This window comes from Priestia sp. MDV22-iso46, from assembly GCF_058629175.1.
In genome coordinates this window covers 423,593-444,190 of record NZ_JBZVWT010000002.1, presented here as the reverse complement: position 1 = coordinate 444,190, position 20,598 = coordinate 423,593, and the positions used below count along the sequence as shown (strand labels likewise).

Genomic DNA, 20,598 nt, shown 5'->3' with positions numbered 1-20,598 from the left:
ACCCATTTCATTACTACTTTCGCTCCTCAATCATTTTGCGTGCTACTTCTCGATCGTCAAAATCAAATACTTTTTTACCAATAATTTGATAGGTCTCGTGCCCTTTTCCAGCAATGACAACAACATCATCTGCATGCGCTGCTTCCACTGCATAGCGAATAGCTTCTGCACGATCAGCAATCGTCACATAGTTATCTGTATCCAAACCTTCTTCCATATCTTTTAAAATAGCCAATGGATCTTCACTTCGTGGATTATCAGATGTCAAAATAGCTTGTGTACTGTATTCAGCTGCAATCCGAGCCATGATTGGTCGTTTTGTACGATCTCGATCTCCGCCACAACCAACAATAACATATATATTGCGTTTTGCGAATTCTTTTACAGTTTTTAACACGTTCTCTAAGCTGTCCGGCGTGTGGGCATAATCAACGATAACCGTAAAATCTTGCTCCGCATCAACCACTTCAAAACGCCCAGACACGCCTTCTAACACTTTTATCTCCTCGACAATAACTGACAGAGGAATACCTGACACTAAACATGAAGCCGTAGCCGCTAATACATTGTAGACGCTGAATTTCCCAATAAGCTTCATTTCTACACGAACCGTTTCTGTCGGTGTTGTCAAGTCGAACGTTGTGCCGCTGTTTGTAATTTGAATATTTGTTGCACGAATATCACTGTCACGGTCAATGCCATAGGTAATCACTGTAGCAGCCGTGTTTTTAATATATTCCTCGGTTGCCGCATCATCAGCATTAAGAACAGCAAATTTAGGACGATTATGGTTATAAGCGTTTCCTAACTGTGCAAATAGCAACCCTTTCGCACGACGATAATCTTCCATTGTATGATGATAGTCCAGGTGATCTTGCGTTAAGTTACTAAATACTGCCACGTCAAAGTCGCACCCGTGTACGCGTCCTAAGTCAAGTGCATGAGATGATACTTCCATCATCGCTACTTCTACATTCTCTTCCACCATTTGGTGAAATGTTTTTTGGAGCGTAAGCGATTCAGGCGTTGTGTTTTTCACATCATAAGACGTATCACCAATACGAATTTCAATCGTTCCAATTAGACCCGTCTTTTTATGTTGTGATTTAAAGATATGCTCAATTAAATGTGTAATCGTTGTTTTTCCATTTGTGCCTGTTACACCAATTAAATGCATTTTTTGTGTGGGCTGATTGTAGAAAGCATCCGCTAGCACTGCCATTGCTCGTTTTGTACTCTTTACGCGTACAACAGGTACTTCTACATCCACAGGCTTTTCCGCTAAGATTGCTACTGCCCCTTTTTCCACAGCCATCTGTGCAAAGCTATGGCCATCAACTGTATAGCCGTCTATACAAATGAACAATGCTCCGGGCTTAACTTCTCTTGAATCCATTTCAATTGACGTAATATCAATATTCTGTTCAGGAAGCTGAACAAAATCATGTAAATGTGTTAGTAGTTCTCGTAAATCCATTCCTACCATGTCCTCTCTATTTGTAAAGTGAAACGTTTGTTATAAGACGCTATGGCAACTATTCTTCTTTTTCTAGCACCTAACCTATTACATTTTACAGAAAAAGAAGCCCGGAGGGAACACCCCCAAGGCTTATTTGTTGATTTCATGTTCACACGCAGAGTAACCTGCTGATTATCATGCAAGGAAGAATAGTGGTTTATAGAGATTTTTATTTTCCCATATAAATTCTAACCGTTTCGCCTTCTTTAACTTTCGTTCCGGCTGCAGGAGACTGCTTGACCACTTTATCTCCTTCGCCACTCACATCTAATTTTAAATTAAGTAGCTGTTCTTGTAACTCTTTTTTTGACATTCCTACGACATTTGGTACTTTTATCATTGGTGTGTCCAGCCACGTTAACTCTTTTTCAATTTGTCCTTTACGCGGTTTAACGTCCATCACACGCAAACTGTCTTCAATCATTTTACCTACAATCGGAGCTGCTACAACTCCACCAAACTGAATGGTGCCTTTTGGATTATCAACCGCAACATACACGACAATTTCAGGGTTATCTGCTGGTGCAACACCGATAAAAGAAACGATGTGATTATTTTTTAAATACTTTCCATTTTGAGCTTTCTGCGCAGTACCCGTCTTTCCTCCAACGCGGTACCCTTCCACAAAAGCTCCTTTTCCGCTTCCTTGTGCTACTACACTTTCAAGAGCAAAACGCACTTGCTTAGACGTTTCCTCGGAAATAACTTTTCGCTTAGCAACCGGCTTATGACTGCTTACAACTTTTCCGGTAGTTGGATCCACCCACTCTTTTGCAATATAAGGTTCATAAAGCGTTCCACCGTTTACGGCTGCGGAAACAGCAGCTACTTGTTGAATAGGCGTAACAGCAACCCCTTGCCCAAAAGCTGTTGTAGCTTGTTCAACCGGCCCTACGCGCTCAAGCGGGAACAAAATTCCTTTTGCTTCCCCTTGTAAATCAATACCTGTTTTTTGACCAAAGCCAAATTCTTTAATGTATTTGAACAATTTCTCTTTTCCTAAACGTTCCCCAAGCTCCACAAAACCAGGGTTACATGAGTTCTGTACAACTTCTAAAAAAGACTGCTGTCCATGTCCGCCTTTTTTCCAGCAGCGAAGTCTCGCTCCGCCAACTTCCGCGGCTCCATCATCGTAAAATTGATCTTTTAGTAAATCCACTTTCTTTTCTTCAAGAGCCGCTGCCAGTGTAATAATCTTAAACGTTGATCCGGGCTCATATACGCTCCAGATTGGAAGATTGCGATTATACACCTCAGGCTTCACATTTTTAAAATCCGTAGGATCAAAGCCCGGACGACTTGACATACCTAAAATTTCACCGTTTTTAGGATTCATGGCAATGGCAATCATACCATCTGGATTATAAGCTGTCTGAGCATTATCCAACTCACGCTCCATGATCGTTTGCACACGTGAATCAATGGTCAATCTCAAATCCAGCCCGTCCACAGGTGCTGTGTAGTCATCGGCTATATTGGGCATCTTTTTACCTTTAGCATCCGAATACAATTTAACTGAACCTTTTTGTCCTTTTAGCTCTTTATCATAATATAATTCAAGGCCTGTTAACCCTTGATTATCTACTCCCGCAAAGCCTAATACATGCGACAAATAACTTCCAAACGGATAGTACCGCTTCGAATCCTCAGCTATATATACGCCTTTTAAATTTAAATTTCGCACTTCATTTGCTTTCGCATGTGAAATTTTTCTTCCTTCAGGACGCAAATATACGCTAGAAGAAGCTTTTGTTATTTGTTCATATACTTTTTCTTTTGATGCTCCCAGCACTTTTGCTAACTTTTCAGCCGTAACAGCTGGATTTTCAACTTGTCTTGGCATAACTAAAACGGTCGGTGCACTTTTATTTGTAGCAAGTGCCACATCATTGCGATCTAGTATCTTTCCTCTTTCAGGTTCAAAAGGAATATTCCGACTCCATAAGTCTTTGGCTTTTTCAGTTAGCGTATCCCCAGTCAGCAACTGTACATATCCAAGCCTTGTATCAATAATCAAAAACACAATAAAACCGACAAACAAAACAATGGCTAGCCTTTTACGAACTGTGACTCCTGATACCCGCATATATTAGAACCTCCTCTGAATCGGCTCGTTCCAATATATGCTTGTACAGGATTCACTAGAACTTATTTTCTAGTCAAGTTGCTTATCGTCTTTTTTACTATCAGAATCACTTTTTTCCGTTTCTTTTAACTTATTTAACGTGCTTGAAAACTCTTTAGGCGTTTCAAGTTCCACTTTCAGATACGTTCCTGCTTTTAGCGGATCGCCTGCTTTAATACTTTGACTTACAACATAACCATTTTCAAGTGCGCTAGGTCGAACGTTGACAAATTCACTAAAGCGAATAACATCACGATGTGAAAAACCTGTTAAATCAGGCATTGTGGCTTTTCCATTTGTCTTAATGAACACGCGTTGACCAGTGACAATGGTATCAGAAGTAGGTGATTGGCTTTCTACCGTATCTCCTTTACCTATTACAACAGGAACAAGTCCTTTTTGTTTTAAGTCTTTCACGGCACTATCAACTGATTCGTTAACGTAAGATTTAAGCGTAATTTCTGAATCTACCTTTTTCTCTTCTGTTTTCTTTCCATCTTCGTCTGTTTTTTCAGGCTCCACCCCTAAGTACTGCAGACTGTTTTTCATCACCGGATTAAATACGGCTGTAAGCGGTGCAGTACCCGTCTCTTGAGGTGTGAGAGTTGGATTTTTAACAGCTACATAGACAAGCAGCTTTGGATCTTTAGCAGGTGCAAAGCCCATAAAGGAAATGAAATTTTTCCCGTGTCCATGCAAGTAGCCTCCGTTAGGACCAGGAATTTGAGCTGTTCCCGTCTTTCCAGCGACATCGTACCCTTCAATCGCGTAAGGTTTCCCTGTTCCGTCATCAGAAGAAACAACGGTTTCTAAAATATCTAGCGTTTCGTTCGCTGCTTTTTTAGAAATAGGTTGTCCTACTACGGTAGGTTTTGTTTTCTTAATCGTTTTTTTATTTGTTTCATCCACTACTTGTTTAATCACGTAAGGCTTCATCATTTTCCCGTCATTTGCAATCGCAGTAGCCGCTTGAATTTCTTGAATAGGCGTAAAAGCAGACGCCTGTCCAAACGCAGTAGTTACGCGGTCTCTCGGGTACTTCGTCACTAACTTGCTAGAAGCTTCGTTTGGCAAGTCAATTCCCGTTTTATCCATAAAGCCAAACTTGTCCAAGTATTTATACAAACGGTCGGTACCTAATTTTTCATTGGCTAAAATGGCAACCGCTACATTTGAAGACCTTTGAATTCCTTCATTAAATGTAATAGCACCCCAGCCGACTCCACCGTTGTGATCGTTAATCGGAACGCTGTTTTTCGTTACTTTATAAGATCCCGACTGATAGCGGTCTTCGCCGTTATAGACCCCTGCATCAATCGCGGCTGCTAGCGTAAAGATTTTCATCGTTGAACCAAGTTCATAGCTGTTTTCGACAAACGGATTACGATAAGACGTGATATCACGAATATTTGGGTCAAATGAAGGGCGGTTTGACATTGCCAAAATTTCACCGGTTTTCGGATTCACTACCGTTGCCATTAGCTCTTCTGGTTTATATTCTTTAGCAGCAGCTGTCATTGCATCCTCTAAAAACGTTTGAATTTTTTCATCAATCGTAAGCGTGACGCTGTCTCCATTTTTTGGAGCTACAATTGACTCTTTTGGATCCGGAAGCTTAATTCCATTTTTAGCAGCTTCGTATTTTACATATCCATCTTCTTCAGAAAGCTGCTTATCAAATACTTTTTCAATTCCCATTTTCCCTACGATTTTACCCGTATCATCTTTTTGTGCGTATCCTAAAATACTTGAGGCGAATACACCGTTTGGATAGAAGCGCTTCGAATCGCGTAAAAACGTGATGCCTGGGAGATTTAGTTTTTCAATTTTTTGCTTTAGCACGTTATCAATGTCACGTCCGCCTGGGCCAAGTTCGACTTGGAATGCTCCCCTTTTAATTCCTCTTGTTAACATGCTGTCAATTTTTGATTCGTCCATCTTTAATAATGGGGCTAATTTTTCAGCCGTCTTTTCAGGGTCTACCACGTGCTGTGGATGATCTTTATCTTCTGATTGCGATTCCTTCAAAATCGCCACAACCGTATAAGCACCCGTGTCTTGGGCGATTGCTTCTCCGTTTCGATCGTAAATCGTACCGCGCTGTCCTTCAATTTTAGACGTTCGCGTATGCTGTTTTTGTGCAATTTCGGCTAAAGCTTCTCCGTCTGCTTTGCCCGTCGCTTGGATGTAAAAGAACCTGATGGCTAATACAAAAAAGAGCAATGCAAATATTAAAATTAATATTGCTGCTCCTGTACTAATATTGCTATTTTTTCTTGGCGTAGTCATCGCAATTAATCGTTAACGACTTTTACGTTATTTTCATTCAATTTTAGTCCAAGTTCTTTTGCTTTTTTCCAAATACGATCGTATGCACTTAACTCTGTTACCTGTAATTTTAACTCATTGTTTTTTGCTTCTTGCTTGTCAATCTTTCCATCGAGTGATTGCACTTCTTCACTGATGCTATAAAGCGAAGATTGATTTGAAATGATTTGCACAGACCCAAACAGCATGAGTGCGACAAATCCAGAATACACAATTTTTTCACCAACCGTGATTTTTCTTTTTGTCTTCCGAACAACTTGACGTACTGTCTTTTGCTGCTTCTGCTGCTGATCTTGCTCTCTTACTTTGTATGCTACATTGTTCATTCTCGTCCCCTCCTCTTTGATAAAACCCTTTAATTACACTAATTTCTCAACAATTCGAAGCTTTGCCGAACGCGCGCGCTTATTTTCTTCTATCTCTTCTTCTGAAGGTAAAATAGGTTTTCTTGTAATAACTTTCATTTTAGGTTTAAATTCTTCTGGAATAATCGGCAGTCCATGCGGAAGCTGCGGAACCGTGCTTGCATTTTTAAACGCAACTTTACAAATTCGATCTTCAAGTGAGTGGAAGGTAATAACACTTACACGTCCACCTTTTTTGATCACATCCATAGCCTGTTCAATTGCATCTTCAAATACTTGAAGCTCATCATTTACAGCAATTCGAATAGCCTGAAAAATTCGTTTTGCCGGATGTCCACCCGTTCGTCTAGCTGGCGCTGGAATACCATCTTTAATAAGATCAACCAGCTCTAGCGTTGTTTCAATTGGCTTAGACTCTCGATATGCTTCAATTTTGCGGGCAATTTGTTTCGAAAACTTTTCTTCTCCGTATTGGAAAAAGATTTTTACAAGTTTTTCATAAGGCCATTCATTTACTACGTTGTACGCAGAAAACATTGAGTTTTGATCCATGCGCATATCAAGCGGGGCATCATGATGAAAGCTGAACCCTCGCTCTGGTGTATCCAACTGAGGAGACGAGACTCCGAGGTCAAACAATACTCCGTCTACTTCTTCAATTCCATGTTTCATTAGCTGCTCTTTTAAATAGCGAAAATTACTTTTGATTAGAATAACTCTGTCTAGATACGGGGCCAATTTCTCTTTTGCATTTGCAAGAGCGACATCGTCTTGATCAAACGCAATTAATTTCCCTTTTTCTGATAGCTGTTTTACGATATATTCACTATGACCTGCTCCGCCAAGCGTGCAGTCGACATATACTCCATCCGGCTTAATATTTAAGCCTTCCGCTGCTTCTTTAAGCAAAACAGTTGTGTGATTAAACATTATGACACCTACTTCTTTCTAAACTACTTAGTTATGTATACAAAAAGCAAAAAACGGTGTTTTTCTTTGATATATATACACGTTTATATTATATATCAAAGTTCAACATTATTTCAGCTATTTATATAAGAATTAAGTAGAATTTTGTCTTTTTGTCACAAATAGTGTCATTTTGTTAAAAGTAGGACATATTCGTAGAATAAAATGTAAGGAATATAAGGTTTTTTGCACAATTAGAAATAAATACCTTATAAGGATTCAATTGGTTAACATTCACCTTGTAGACTTTTTCTCTTTTCCAAAATAAAAATCCTGCTTTTCAGCAGGATTTTATTAGACATAACAGACTTTTAACCGGTGATTTAATTCGACTTCAGCACTTAGTAAATCTGACACAAATTGCATACCATAACCGTTTAAATAATACATAATATTCCACATGCGTTCTTGTGGAGCATTGTAGGGACGAAGAGCAAGTTCAATTTGAGCATATTTTGAATGCTTCACATCGTGCTTAATTAGCTGTTTGGATTCGACAATCTTTTGAATGGTTTCAAACTGTTTTTGAATAATCGCTCGATTTTTAAGCATGACTTCATCAAATGTTTTGTCTTCTTTTTGAATATTTTCACGAAGAGTTTTATGAATTTTTTCGAAATCTTCTTTCGCTTTTTCAAAATACATTTCGTATGGGTTGTGAACTTCTGTCTTAAGCCAGTGCTCCCTCTCTGCATCTACGCCTTCGTTCACTACGTTCGAAAGATCTAACTGAAGTTCATCCATATACTTCTCGATATGTCTTTCTACGATTGCATAGGATAACCTAGGGACCACGGGAGGCATTTTAAAGCTAAATAAAGAAAATGCTTTTTCAAGCTCTGCCCAATACGCTACTTCCCCGGGACCTGCAATAAACGCAAGGGTAGGAAGTAAGTACTCCTGCATAAGGGGTCTAGTCACAACGTTGTTACTAAGAAGCTCAGGCGTTTGTTTAGCAATTTGAACCAGCTCTTCTTTAGACAGCGCGAGTTCATTTTGCTTTCCAACAAACTGCTCTTGTTCTGCATCTCTTTCTAAAAGTACTCTGTTTTCGTTGTGTGAATAAAAGAGATGAGCCGTTTCTTCTCCCACTTCAATCATTCGTCCGTATTGTTTTTGAATCTCTGTTTGCTGTTCCATAACCGCTGACGATAATTTGTCATTTTGTTCAATTAACGTCACAAAGAAAGAAGATTCAATGCTGCGCACTTCTTTAGAGGCTGCATCCATTAAAATAAGACCTGACTCTGCGAACATTGTGGTAACCAAATGAGCAAAGAAATCGACATAGGTACGTGATTTATCTAACGCCTCTAAAACAAAGTGTAATACCTGGTTTGTATGCGCCGTTTCGTTAAACGTTTGAAATACATCACGAACCCAGCTTCTACAGGCTTCATGGTCTAGTTCGATTTGAGAAACCATTTGCTTTTTCTTTAAAGAATGCTTTAGCGTTTTCTTTAAAAGCTGGTTTTTATGCTCTGTGTATACATGGTTGATCTCAGCAAAATCATGATCTTCTCCAGCAATCCAAAACACCGGAAGCACGGGCACGTTTAAAGCTTCCTCTTGTTGTTTAGCTAGGAGCACAATTGAAATCACTTTATGAATGGTGTACAAAGGACCCGTAAGCAGCCCCGCTTGCTGACCTCCAACGACCACTACGCTGTTAGGATCTTTTAGCTTTTCAATATTTTCAATCGTCTTAGAAGATGCTCCGTAGCGCTTATTAAAATCAAGCAGATACTCAGCAAGCTGTTCTCTTGGATAAGACTGCTTTTGAACATCCGCTAAACGTTTTTCATATACGTCTTTTTCGTGTATATTATAATGAAAAAAGGAAAGTGCTTGCTTTTCACCTTTTATGTAATCGTTCGTTAGTTTGTTTCCCGCCTTTAAAGAGACGTCTGTAATCTCCATGAAAGAACTTCCTTTCTTTTCCTAATACTTATATTCTCTACATATAGCTTCATTATCCATAATGTAACTGCTCACGTCTAGTAACATGCTTTACAGAGAGGAAATACGAAAAGCGATTCCACCTATATTTAATACAATATGTGCAATAAGAAACAAAACAAAATTCATCCGAAAGAACCCTTTCGCAATAAGCTTCATTTCTAAGTCATGTTTGACTTTCCAATGTACAAACATCATAATCATTGCTACAACTAAAAGGACTAACGCAATCAACCACAAAAAAGAGTGCTCGAAAATTTCCACAGCTGCATAATGCACGGATAAAATAAGAAAAACCGTAGTAATGTACGTTGCTATGTGGACAGATTTCCTTTTATTTTTCGTCAGTTTGCGTAAAAGCATGTATAGAATAAAAAAACCAACGAGCGGCAGAGTGACAAACGTCGCAAAAACTCCAGCAATAAAACTTCCCATGTTAATCACCCTTTTCTTCTTCGATTCCTTTTATTGACCCATATAAAAAGTCAACAATAGGCGTCGACGTTCTTTTTTCAGCAGCTTGTGTTTGGATATAGCCTAAAATAGCATCAATTTCTGTTTGCCGCCCCTCCTGTATATCTTTTAGCATAGAAGATTGATTTGTACTCGTGCGTGAACAAACCCCCAGCGCATTTTCCCAATAATTAAAAGCTGAATCCAGTTTTAACACAGACGCAATCTCTTCAAACAATAGACGCATCGTTTTATAAAAGTAGCTGTTGTGAATCAGCTGCCCATTTTTTACCCGATACAGCGCCGTAAGAGGATTGATGAGCGCATTTACAACTAATTTCTTCACCAGCATCGCATACCAATCTGTTTCAATCACCCAAGGAAAATTCACAATTGGCAAGATAGACTCCATTTCTCCTCTGTACGAAGCAATACGGGTTGTTCCTATTCCTGTATGATGGACGCTATCCATATTTGTACGCATTGCCCCGTGTTCAACTGTACCCAAATAGAGAGTGCGCTGCGGGAGATTTTTGAGAATTTCAATATGGCTCATACCGTTTTGGATAAACAAAAGGGGAGTATGTATAGTAAGGGTTTGGATAAAAGGAATTATCTCTTTTAAATGATACTGTTTTACAGTAATAATGATTAAATCTGCTTCTTTTATGTTTTTTTCCAGAGGGATAGCACTGACTTTTTTAGTGTGATGTTCCCCTTGTCTATGTAAGGTAATTCCATTTTCGTTAATACACTTTGCTTGAGTTTTTGTTTTGGTGTACAAGGTTACATCATAACAGTCTGATAAATACGCGCTAAACAACAGACCTAATGATCCGCCTCCAATAATACCTATAGTTTTCATCGTATTTTTTGTTCCTCTTTCTATTATTGAGTTTCATTTTAGCAAAAAAATGCTTTGAATTAAATGCATTCTTTAAATTTTACCTATTCATATAGCCCGTGTGATTAAAAATCACCGGGCTTGTTGTAAATTATTTAGAGTGATCCCGTTTTTTTCTATTATACGGGATACACCGGATGTTTACGACGGCTAAAGGTCACATTCTTTGTTTCATATAATCGAAAGCGATCAATTAAAGTTTGACGCAGTTCGTTAGCAGGAACGATGTCGTCAATAATAAGTTCAGAAGCCAGCGTATAGATATCGATGTGTTCTTTATACTCCTGCTGTTTCTGTTTGACAAACATAAACCGCTCTTTGGGATCTTCAATTTCATTAATTTTATTAGAATAGACGGCATTTACTGCAGCTTCAGGACCCATTACGGCAATTTGAGCAGTAGGCAATGCAAGGCAGCAATCCGGTTCAAAAGCTGGACCAGCCATAGCGTAAAGCCCTGCGCCATAAGCTTTGCGCATGACTACGGAAATTTTAGGAACTGTAGCTGAACTCATCGCTGCAATCAATTTTGCTCCATGTCTAATGATGCCTGCTCTTTCTACTTTGGTTCCAATCATAAATCCAGGTACATCCGCTAAAAATAGCAAAGGAATATGGAAGGCATCACACAGTTGAATAAATTTTGCGCCTTTATCTGCTGAATCTACAAACAGCACTCCTCCTTTGACCTTCGGCTGATTGGCAATAATCCCTACTACTTTTCCATCTATTCGTGCAAGCCCTGTTACCAATTCGGCGGCAAACAGTTTTTTCACTTCAAAGAAGCTCCCTTCGTCAATAAGGGTATCAATTGCTTCATAGATATCAAATGGAACATTTTGATTCTCCGGAATTAGTTCTACTAAACCCTTTGTCTGCTTAGGCTCTTTAGCTTTTTGTACTTTAGGCTTCTCTTGATAGTTTTGTGGAAAGTAGGTTAAATAAGATTTGGCATACGAAATAGCTTCTTCTTCAGAATAAGCTAACACATCTCCACATCCGCTAATGCTGCAGTGCATATGTGCTCCTCCCATTTCCTCTAGCGTAACCTTTTCTCCAATAACAGCTTCGGCCATACGCGGCGAACCTAAGTACATAGAAGCGTTTCCATCTACCATCACAACAATATCACAAAATGCAGGGATATATGCCCCTCCAGCTGCTGACGGACCGAAAAGCAAACAAATTTGAGGAATGACGCCGGAAAGTTTTACTTGATTGTGAAAGATCCGTCCAGCGCCTCGGCGGTTTGGAAACATATCTAATTGATCCGTAATACGTGCTCCTGCAGAATCCACTAGGTACAGCAAAGGCACATGCAGTTTTTCTGCTACTTCTTGAATCCGAATAATTTTCTCTACTGTTCTGGCCCCCCAAGACCCTGCTTTTACAGTAGAGTCATTAGCCATTACACAAACCGTTTCACCGTTTACTTTTCCAATTGCAGTTACAACACCGTCTGCCGGCAACCCTTCGGCTTTATTATTTGCAAACATGCCGTCTTCTTCATATTTCCCGTTATCAAATAAAAGCGCTAAACGATCTCTTACAAAAAGCTTCTGTTGTGTTGCAAGTTTCTCTTTGTACTTCTCCGCGTTGCCACGCTCTACTTTTTGACGATTTTCATCATATTTTTTCTGAGATTCACCTGTATGTATCATGATATCTCTCCTTTATGAGTTATGAAATAGTCACCAAAACGTCGCCTTCGTTCACAAAATCCCCCACGGCTATATGGACAGTCTCTGCAATACCAGCTTGATCGCTTTCAATAGGAATTTCCATTTTCATAGATTCTAATACAACAACAACTTCTCCTTTGGCTACACTTGCACCTTGCTGAACAAACACATTAAATACCATGCCTGCCATTGTCGCTTTGATTTCACTCATTGTGGTGCTCCTCCTTTATTTAATACTGTTGATAATAACGATGTGTTATAGGTGCCTTTTTCATATAACTCTTCATTTAACAACTGCTTAAATAGAGGAATATTCGTTTTGATTCCCTCTACAACAGCTTCCGTAAAATATGATTTAGCTAGTTCAATTGCATTTGAACGCGTACGACCAGTAATGATAACTTTTGCAATCATTGGATCATAAAAAGGTGTAACCGCATTCATATCACTGTAGCCGCTGTCTACGCGCGCATAGGTTCGCTCTGGCAAGTGATAACCCGTAATTTTTCCTGGAGCCGGTAAAAAAGTAAACGGATCTTCTGCATAAATTCGAAATTCAATGGCATAGTTATTTGCTGCTATTTCCTCTTGCACACGAGGAAGCTTTTCTCCGCGTGCAGCTAAGATCTGCCACTTAACTAAATCGACCCCTGCAATTTGCTCGGTGATCGGATGCTCAACTTGCAGCCGCGTGTTCATTTCAAGAAAATAAAAATTTTCGTCTTCATCCACGATAAACTCCACCGTACCTGCATTATAATATCCGATTGCTTTAGCCGCTTGAACGGCTTGGTTTTGCATGGCTTGTCGCGTACTTTCTTTTAAAGAAAGCGCAGGGGCTTCTTCAATCACTTTCTGATTTCTTCTTTGTACGGAACAATCGCGTTCAAAAAGATGAACGACATTACCATGCTGATCTCCAAACACCTGTACTTCGATATGTTTTGCATTTGTGATAAGCTTTTCAATAAACATTCCTTCTTGACCAAAATATGCTTTTGCTCTTGCTTTTGTTGAGGCATACACTTGTTTTACTGCTTCTTCGTTATCGCAGCGCACCATCCCAATTCCTCCGCCGCCTCCGCTTGCTTTTAACATAACGGGATATCCAATTAGACTCGCTACTTTACAAGCCTCTTCAACTGACGTCACATCGCCTTGGCTGCCGGGGACAACAGGTACACCCGCTTCTTTCATCGCGGCACGAGCAGCAATTTTGTCGCCCATCATCGAAATGATTTCGGGAGAAGGACCGATAAAACAAAAACCTTCATCAATCGCTCTTTTAGCAAATGCACTATTTTCCGATAAAAATCCATATCCAGGATGAATGGCATCTACCTTTTCTTCATGACTAATTCGCAGCAATTCTTCTACATTCAAATATGACTTTTGCACAGGAGGCTCTCCAATTCGACGTGCTTTTGTAGCCGCTTGAACATAAGGAAGTTCTGCATCTGCATCGGAATAGACAGCCACCGTTTCAATGCCCATTTGTTTGCATGTATGAATAATACGAAGAGCAATTTCTCCTCGATTTGCAATCAGTATTTTTTTCACCTTTCTCTCCCCTTTCCTCAAATTTCTACTTTCCCCCATATAATTCTACAATAATTTTAAAACTCCTCTACAATTTTTGAAAACGCTTTCTATTTGAATCTCCCTTTCCCTTTGCTTCCTTTCTAAAAATTGATGCTTATAGTAATGTATTCTTCGTATTTAACTGAAAGAATTCATTTTTCTTTATGCGCATTGAACATTCGTTCACCAATCATGAAAACAGAATATTTTGTATTTTTGTTATATAATATTAGATGAACGAACCAAGCCAGTTCGTTCGCCTAGCAAGGAGACATAACAAGGGGGATATAGGATGAATTACGAAGTGAAGCATTTAAAAATTAATTTTAAAACGCTAGAAGAGTTCAAGAAATTCAAAGAATATGGCATTCAAGAACTTTCAATGCTAGAAGAATTACATGCTAAGATTTCCGATAATGAAATAAATTCTCCGTTTTACGGCATTTATTTTGGAAATAGCTTAGTGGCTCGTATGAGTCTCTATAAGCGAAACAAACAGTACGATCAATATTTCGAGCCGCCTCAAACGTATATTGAAGTGTGGAAACTTGAAGTGCTCAGTGATTTTCAGCGCAAAGGATTAGGTCAAACGCTCGTTGAATATGCCAAATCCTTTCAATTACCTATCAAAACAAGCCCACGAGTAAAATCGAGTGATTTTTGGTCAAAAATGGGGTTCGTACCTGTAACGTATGATATCGATCGCGATTTGGGAGAAAACCCTCTTATTTGGCTACCAAATGGTGTAAGCGAACAAAAATAAACAGCTGATTTCCAGCTGTTTATTTTATATCTATGTGGTATATATGATCAACATGAAGTAGGGAGCATTCAAACTATCGCTTTACTTTTGAACTTTTTCTAAATTTAAATTTTTATCCACTTGAAATTTCACTTTTCTACTTTTTTCATCCTCTTTTAATACAACCATTTTACGAGCCCTCTCCATAATTTCAATAAGAGCTTTATAGTCATCCTCCACAATTAACAAGTTGTTTTGCAAAGCTTTTTTTTCTTTTTCCAAAATCGTTACTTTCTCTTGTAGACGTTCAATCTTTTGCTGCAGTTCTTCATTAGCTTCGAGAAGCTCTGACGAGTGTCTTTGCCCTTGATCTACATTTTCTAAATATTTAATTACCTCATTAAGCGAAATATGTTTCTCTGCTTCCATATATGATAAGCGTGCAGGCTGCTCGTCATCTTTTGAAACAGTTCTTGCTTTTAATTCTTTTCTCTGTTTTTTCGCAAGATCAATACCAGTCTTGTATTGTTTGCGCACAAAAGAATTCCAGCGGAAGCCACAAGCTGCTGATGTTCGTGTAAGTTTCTTCCCCACTTCTTCAAATGCAGCTAGCTGAGTGCCACCTTCACGTATATGACGCAGTACAATTTCTGCGAGTAATAAATCTTCATCATGAGTCCATGCATCTTGACGAGAAGAAGTCATTTTTCTATCCCTCCTTATCCGTACTTATTAAATGAATATGCACCTACTAGATAAGATAGACTATTGTTCCTCTTCTCAATCAAGAAAATCTTTCATATACTTTGAAGCAAAATGGGAAACCCGTGATTCTTTCATCTTTCGCTTATTAACTATATTGCTATGGAAATGCAGTTCATAACTATGTTTTTTTAACGATGACCTTTTGAACCGCTTCTTCATGCTCAGGCGACTCCCACAATATCGAACAGCGGTGAATTTCTTGTTCCATCCGATTCCAAACCCGGCTTTGCTCCCATTTCTCAATAGCGATTTCTTTGTAAGCTTGCAATACCTGGGTCGGTTTATGAGTGATAGGCGCTAACCACTCCTCACACCTCATAGTTAGCTCTTTAAACGACGTGACATAGGAAAGAAATCCAATTTGCTTTGCTCGTTCTACTCCATACAGCTGAGCACTGTAGATCATTTCCATCGCTTCTTGATAACGCAGCTTTTCAAGAAGAATGGTTCCTCCTCCCCAGCCTGTTGTAATTCCTAAATTCCCTTGAATAAAGCCCATTTCGCTATGTGTTGCACTTATACGGAAGTCACATGCAATCGCAAGCTCACATCCTCCTCCAACCGATGTTCCATTCAAAAGAGCAACTGTTGGTTTTGGGAGTGTTAAAATCTCATAAAGAATTTTCCCCATTTTCGTTAACATTTGAGACGCCTCTTTCGAAGTCTTTAGCTCATGAAATACGCTTAAATCTCCTCCACTGCAAAATGCATCTGAACCAGCACCTGTAATTACAAAAGCTTTTACTAACTGATCATGTTTCACATAATCTACAGCTTGCTGCAGTTCATTCATAACATCATAATCAATGGCATTACGCTTTTCAGGACGATTAATCACAAACGTAGCAATGCCTTGGCTTGTAGTAAACAGCTCGCTTTTTTTCATGCTTTTTCCTCCCTATAGACAAGGTATGAATCCTTTTACAACAGTAATTGTTTATTTAAAAAGAGTTCTTGTTCTATAAGAAAAATCCTTCTCTTCCAAAGGGCAAAGAAGGAAAAAAGGCAAAAAAAAATAAAAGACCCTTAAGAGGGTCTTTTATTTAAATAAGCAATTATTTGCTTACTACGTCATTTCCTTTGTAAGTACCACAAGCTTTACATACGCGGTGTGATAGTTTCATTTCACCACAATTTGGGCACTCTACCATACCAGGAACTTGTAATTTAAAGTGCGTACGACGCGTTCTTTTCTTCATTTTAGATGTTCTTCTAAAAGGTACAGCCATTATTCCCACCTCCTTAAAAGAATTTTAAAATCATATGAAGGCCCGAAAGCCGGATCTTCGCATTTTTATTTCTTTTTGTCTTTAAAGAAATTTTCGAGTACGGCTAAGCGGGGATCTACTTTTTCCTGCTTTTCTTCTTCGGTAACAACTTCCCAGTCTTTTCCTGACTGTGGAGCTGCTCCTGCCGCTTGCTGATTTTCACTAAATACCTGCAGAGGAATTTCAACAATAATTAACTCTTGAATCAAAGGTTGTAAATCAACCGTTTCTCCCTCTACAATGCGTACTTCAGCATCTTCTTCATAATCAGCATTCACATTCAATAAAAACGTTTCAGTTGCGTTAATTTCAAACGGATACGGAACGTCAACTAATGTACGAGCACAAGGCAACGTCATTTCTCCTGAAATTTTAAGGTGAAACGTTACTTTCGAAGAGCTAATGTCGGCTCTTCCTTTCACGTTTACATCTGACATTCTACGAATTTGAGGATCAGCATTCATAAACTCTTTGCCGTCAATCACTTCATCAAATGTTAGACCTTTATTTTGCAACTGATACAATTGATGTATTGTCCATTTCATTGTTAATCACCTCAAGGCAACAAAGGTTATTATAGCTTTCACAAGATTATTTGTCAATATTTTTTCTTTACACTATAATGTACTTAAATATGCTTTTTTGTAAAAATTTCTTACTTTCATAAAAAAATGTTTTTAAAACAAAGAGCTAGACTAAAAATAATAAATTAAAAGGAGACATTATGCAAGCAGTTGGAATAATTGTCGAATATAATCCTTTTCATAACGGACACGCTTATCATTTGCAGCAAGCGAAACAACAAACCGGAGCAGATTGTGTGATTGCTGTGATGAGCGGGCACTTTTTGCAGCGCGGAGAGCCTGCTCTTGTATCAAAATGGTCCCGCACAAGAATGGCTTTAGCCGCTGGTGCAGACTTAGTCGTTGAATTACCCTATGCTTTTTCTACTCAAAAAGCTGAAACATTCGCAAGCGGCGCTATTTCTATTTTAGAATCCCTTCACGCTGACTTTGTATGCTTTGGCAGCGAAAATGGCAATATTGACTCATTTACCCGCACCGCTGATTTGCTCGAAGCTCATGAATCAGAACTATCCGCTTTAATTCAACAAGAGATGAAAAAAGGGAACAGTTATCCAAAAGCAGCTTCCAATGCTTTCTTACAGCTTTTCACGGAGGCTCCTATTGATCTATCTCAGCCAAATAATGTGCTTGGAATGAGCTATGTAGCTGCCATTAAAAAACAGCATGCATCTATTAAACCATATACAATCACTCGAATTCAATCACATTATCACGATGATTCCCTATCTTCCTCTTTTATTTCAAGTGCTACAAGCATACGTAAAGCTATTTTTGACAGCAGCAGCCATGGGGACCTGAGCAAGCACATGCCAGTTAGTACGGCAAATGAATTAACAGCTTACAAGCAAGCACACGGACAGTTTCATCATTGGGAGCATTATTTCCCATTTTTGAAATACAAATTATTAACTACTCCGCTTTATGACTTACAGCGTATTTATGAAATAGAAGAAGGTATTGAACATCGGCTCCTATCTTATATTTCTTCAGCTACTTCATTTGAAGATTTTTTAACAAATGTTAAAACGAAGCGATATACGAGAACCCGTTTACAGCGCATGTGCGTTCACCTTTTAACCAATACAACAAAAAGTGAGATGCAACAAGCTGATCCTTACATTCGCTTATTGGGAATGTCAAAGACAGGACAAGGCTATTTAAAAACAATTAAGAAAAAGCTGTCCCTTCCTATTGTATCCACTGTATCGCAATGTAAACTAAAAGAAATTGATACCGATATTAAAGCGACACATGTTTATAGTATGCCGTTTCAAGAGCCTCTGCGCTCTCAATTTATGAAACAAGAATACACGCAGCCTCCTATCATTTGGCCATAAGAAAATCGTCTGCAAGAGACGATTTTTTTATGGTTTCAGCTTTTCTAAATACGTTACCGCATCCGAAAATGAATCTACGGGTACAATTTTCATATCACTGTCTATTTTTTTAGCCGTCTTCACTGCTTCTCGGTAGTTAGAGCCCGCAGCCCCTTTTTCATTTGGTGCAAAGAAAATCTCTGCTCCTTCTTTATCTGCGGCTACAATTTTTTGCGAAATACCTCCGATTGGCCCTACCTCTCCTTTATCATTGATAGTCCCTGTACCTGCAACGCGATGGCCTTTTGTCATGTCCTCTTTAACAAGCTGATTATAAATTTCAAGCGAGAACATCAGTCCCGCTGAAGGCCCTCCTATTTTTTCAGTATCAATATGTATATCGGGCTTAACTTTTAGTTCTTGGTTCGTTTCTAAGGCAATTCCTAGGCCTACTCGTTTCGGCTCGTCAGGGAATGCTTTAACTTTTAGAGTATGTTTGCTTTCTTTGCCATCTCTTTTTACATAAATTGATACTGAATCTCCTGCTTTTTTAGTCGATACGTAGTTGATTAAGTCCTCAGCAGTTTGAATTTTTTTCTCGTCTACTTTCGTCACTACATCTCCAACATGAAGTTTTCCATGTGCAGGCATATTTTCTACGACATATGTAACATATACGCCTTTATTGAGATAGGAAACGCTCTTTCCAGCTGCTTCGTATGCTACTGAAATAGCGGCATTTTTTGACGTATCCATCATATGTAATTGCCTTGTCGAGTAATCTTCATCGCTTTCACCTTGCTGCAAGATTTGCTTTGTAGGGAAAATTTCATGAAAGTCCTGTATTTTCGCAAGACCATATGAAAGAGGAGTTGCTCTGCCCATTCTTACAGTTGTCAGCATAAACGTCCCTTTTTCATGGTATCCATCTTCTACCTTAATAATAGGCGCAAGTTCTTCTGCCATTCCAGGCTTTGTAATGTAGTACGGCAAAGGATAAAAACAAAGCATTGCCACCACTGCAATAACAGCCAAATATACCAAAATTCTAATTCTAGATTTCACTTTTTTTGTTCTCCTTCCAATGATCAATTGCTTGTAGAATAGAAGGCAACTGCTCATGTGCTGCTTGTTCACCAATTGAAATCATTTCTTGAATGTTTGTAAACGCTCTGGAACTAAAAGTATCGAGATTAGGACGAATCATAATGTCTGAAGCAATGGTCCGATGAGCTACTAGCTCATCTTGCAAAATATCTAAACTTTGCATAATGACATCAAAAATGGAGCTGATTTCTGCATTCACTTTCGCTTTTGATACATCGACTCCAATGACAATATCAGATCCCATTTCTTTTACAACTGACACAGGAATACGGTCCACTACCCCCCCGTCTACAAGCAATCGTCCATCAATTACTTCGGGAGCAAAGATTCCTGGAATTGAAATGCTTGCTCTGACCGCTTCAGCGATAGGTCCTTTTTTAAACACCACTTTCTCTCCTGTTTTTAAATCTGTCGCTACAATGGCAAACGGTATAGATAGCTGTTCAATAGTTCTATTTTGCGTAAAGGTGCGAACCAGCGATTTTACTCTGTTGCCCGTAATAAATCCCATTTTAGGCACGGTAAAATCCAAATAATACTTTCGTTTGAACGTTAGCGCCATTTTATAAAGAGTTGCCAGTTCAATACCTGACGCATATAGTGCACCAACTAAAGCTCCCATGCTGCTGCCAGCTAGAAAATCAATAGGAATGTTATTTTCTGTTAGCGTTTTGATTACTCCTAAATGTGCAAAACCTCTAGCTCCACCTGAGCCTAACGCAACTCCTATTTTTGGGCTTTCCACTTTACCTGCCCCCTCGTTTTACCTTATAGACTTCTAAAAATGTAAAAACATTTGATGAGCTTCTCTATCATTGTTGCCCTGTATTGGGTAGGACTATTCTTCATTTTCTATTTGTTCATTTAGTATGAAGCTAAAGATATGTTTTACTCAATACACGGTGGTTATTAAGCATTATACTATACT

Annotated in this window: 19 protein-coding genes; 2 read left to right on the top strand and 17 right to left on the bottom strand. The window is 38.9% G+C overall.

The window, feature by feature from the left end; all coding sequences use genetic code 11:
- Window positions 1-13: 13 nt before the first annotated feature.
- The 11 genes from AC4NPH_RS14245 to AC4NPH_RS14195 form a co-directional block, all read right to left on the bottom strand.
- Window positions 14-1,477, bottom strand: coding sequence for a UDP-N-acetylmuramoyl-L-alanyl-D-glutamate--2,6-diaminopimelate ligase (locus tag AC4NPH_RS14245; protein WP_013058962.1), 1,464 nt, complete (start codon window positions 1,475-1,477; stop codon window positions 14-16).
- A 211-nt stretch (window positions 1,478-1,688) separates the two neighbouring features.
- Entirely contained in the window at window positions 1,689-3,605 is a 1,917-nt protein-coding gene (locus AC4NPH_RS14240; RefSeq protein WP_013084856.1) for a stage V sporulation protein D, read from the bottom strand.
- A gap of 69 nt (window positions 3,606-3,674) precedes the next feature.
- Window positions 3,675-5,933 (bottom strand): penicillin-binding protein, encoded by a 2,259-nt coding sequence (locus AC4NPH_RS14235; protein WP_013058964.1) that lies wholly within the window; start codon window positions 5,931-5,933, stop codon window positions 3,675-3,677.
- 5 nt (window positions 5,934-5,938) lie between these two features.
- Window positions 5,939-6,298 (bottom strand): cell division protein FtsL, encoded by a 360-nt coding sequence (ftsL, locus tag AC4NPH_RS14230; protein ID WP_098197235.1) that lies wholly within the window; start codon window positions 6,296-6,298, stop codon window positions 5,939-5,941.
- A gap of 33 nt (window positions 6,299-6,331) precedes the next feature.
- Entirely contained in the window at window positions 6,332-7,267 is a 936-nt protein-coding gene (rsmH, locus tag AC4NPH_RS14225) for a 16S rRNA (cytosine(1402)-N(4))-methyltransferase RsmH (RefSeq protein WP_013058966.1), read from the bottom strand.
- A 333-nt stretch (window positions 7,268-7,600) separates the two neighbouring features.
- On the bottom strand, window positions 7,601-9,226 hold the full coding sequence (gene bshC / locus AC4NPH_RS14220; protein ID WP_029320486.1) for a bacillithiol biosynthesis cysteine-adding enzyme BshC: 1,626 nt from the start codon (window positions 9,224-9,226) through the stop codon (window positions 7,601-7,603).
- A 90-nt stretch (window positions 9,227-9,316) separates the two neighbouring features.
- Complete coding sequence (locus AC4NPH_RS14215; protein WP_491938791.1) at window positions 9,317-9,700, bottom strand: DUF3397 domain-containing protein; 384 nt, start codon at window positions 9,698-9,700, stop codon at window positions 9,317-9,319.
- A 1-nt stretch (window position 9,701) separates the two neighbouring features.
- Window positions 9,702-10,583 carry a 2-dehydropantoate 2-reductase gene (locus AC4NPH_RS14210; RefSeq protein ID WP_013058969.1) on the bottom strand — a complete coding sequence of 294 codons (882 nt, stop codon included), beginning with the start codon at window positions 10,581-10,583 and terminating at the stop codon, window positions 9,702-9,704.
- A gap of 158 nt (window positions 10,584-10,741) precedes the next feature.
- Window positions 10,742-12,283 (bottom strand): acyl-CoA carboxylase subunit beta, encoded by a 1,542-nt coding sequence (locus AC4NPH_RS14205; RefSeq protein ID WP_098197236.1) that lies wholly within the window; start codon window positions 12,281-12,283, stop codon window positions 10,742-10,744.
- 19 nt (window positions 12,284-12,302) lie between these two features.
- Window positions 12,303-12,515: a biotin/lipoyl-containing protein gene (locus AC4NPH_RS14200; protein ID WP_013058971.1), complete on the bottom strand. Its 213-nt coding sequence runs from the start codon at window positions 12,513-12,515 to the stop codon at window positions 12,303-12,305.
- Complete coding sequence (locus AC4NPH_RS14195; protein WP_013058972.1) at window positions 12,512-13,864, bottom strand: acetyl-CoA carboxylase biotin carboxylase subunit; 1,353 nt, start codon at window positions 13,862-13,864, stop codon at window positions 12,512-12,514. The genes AC4NPH_RS14200 and AC4NPH_RS14195 overlap by 4 nt, the downstream gene beginning before the upstream one ends.
- Before the next feature lie 313 nt (window positions 13,865-14,177).
- On the opposite strand from AC4NPH_RS14195, the gene AC4NPH_RS14190 reads away from it, so the two are divergent.
- Window positions 14,178-14,648 (top strand): N-acetyltransferase, encoded by a 471-nt coding sequence (locus tag AC4NPH_RS14190; protein WP_013058973.1) that lies wholly within the window; start codon window positions 14,178-14,180, stop codon window positions 14,646-14,648.
- An 81-nt stretch (window positions 14,649-14,729) separates the two neighbouring features.
- On the opposite strand, the gene AC4NPH_RS14185 is transcribed toward AC4NPH_RS14190, so the two are convergent.
- The 4 genes from AC4NPH_RS14185 to AC4NPH_RS14170 all read right to left on the bottom strand — a co-directional run bounded on the left by AC4NPH_RS14185 (window position 14,730) and on the right by AC4NPH_RS14170 (window position 17,205).
- Window positions 14,730-15,332, bottom strand: a complete 603-nt coding sequence (locus tag AC4NPH_RS14185; protein WP_013058974.1) for an RsfA family transcriptional regulator — start codon at window positions 15,330-15,332, stop codon at window positions 14,730-14,732.
- 178 nt (window positions 15,333-15,510) lie between these two features.
- Entirely contained in the window at window positions 15,511-16,278 is a 768-nt protein-coding gene (locus AC4NPH_RS14180; RefSeq protein WP_013084864.1) for an enoyl-CoA hydratase/isomerase family protein, read from the bottom strand.
- Between the two features lie 169 nt (window positions 16,279-16,447).
- Window positions 16,448-16,621 (bottom strand): 50S ribosomal protein L32, encoded by a 174-nt coding sequence (rpmF, locus tag AC4NPH_RS14175; RefSeq protein WP_013058976.1) that lies wholly within the window; start codon window positions 16,619-16,621, stop codon window positions 16,448-16,450.
- 65 nt (window positions 16,622-16,686) lie between these two features.
- Window positions 16,687-17,205, bottom strand: coding sequence for a YceD family protein (locus AC4NPH_RS14170; RefSeq protein WP_013058977.1), 519 nt, complete (start codon window positions 17,203-17,205; stop codon window positions 16,687-16,689).
- Between the two features lie 179 nt (window positions 17,206-17,384).
- Between AC4NPH_RS14170 and AC4NPH_RS14165 the strand changes: the two genes are divergently transcribed.
- Window positions 17,385-18,584: a nucleotidyltransferase gene (locus AC4NPH_RS14165; RefSeq protein WP_025750385.1), complete on the top strand. Its 1,200-nt coding sequence runs from the start codon at window positions 17,385-17,387 to the stop codon at window positions 18,582-18,584.
- A 27-nt stretch (window positions 18,585-18,611) separates the two neighbouring features.
- On the opposite strand, the gene AC4NPH_RS14160 is transcribed toward AC4NPH_RS14165, so the two are convergent.
- The gene (locus AC4NPH_RS14160) at window positions 18,612-19,628 is read right to left on the bottom strand and encodes a SepM family pheromone-processing serine protease (protein ID WP_272812415.1); all 1,017 of its coding nucleotides are present in this window, start codon (window positions 19,626-19,628) and stop codon (window positions 18,612-18,614) included.
- Window positions 19,618-20,415 (bottom strand): patatin-like phospholipase family protein, encoded by a 798-nt coding sequence (locus tag AC4NPH_RS14155; protein WP_013058980.1) that lies wholly within the window; start codon window positions 20,413-20,415, stop codon window positions 19,618-19,620. Before AC4NPH_RS14155 ends, AC4NPH_RS14160 begins: the two co-directional genes overlap by 11 nt.
- Between the last annotated feature and the right edge of the window lie 183 nt (window positions 20,416-20,598).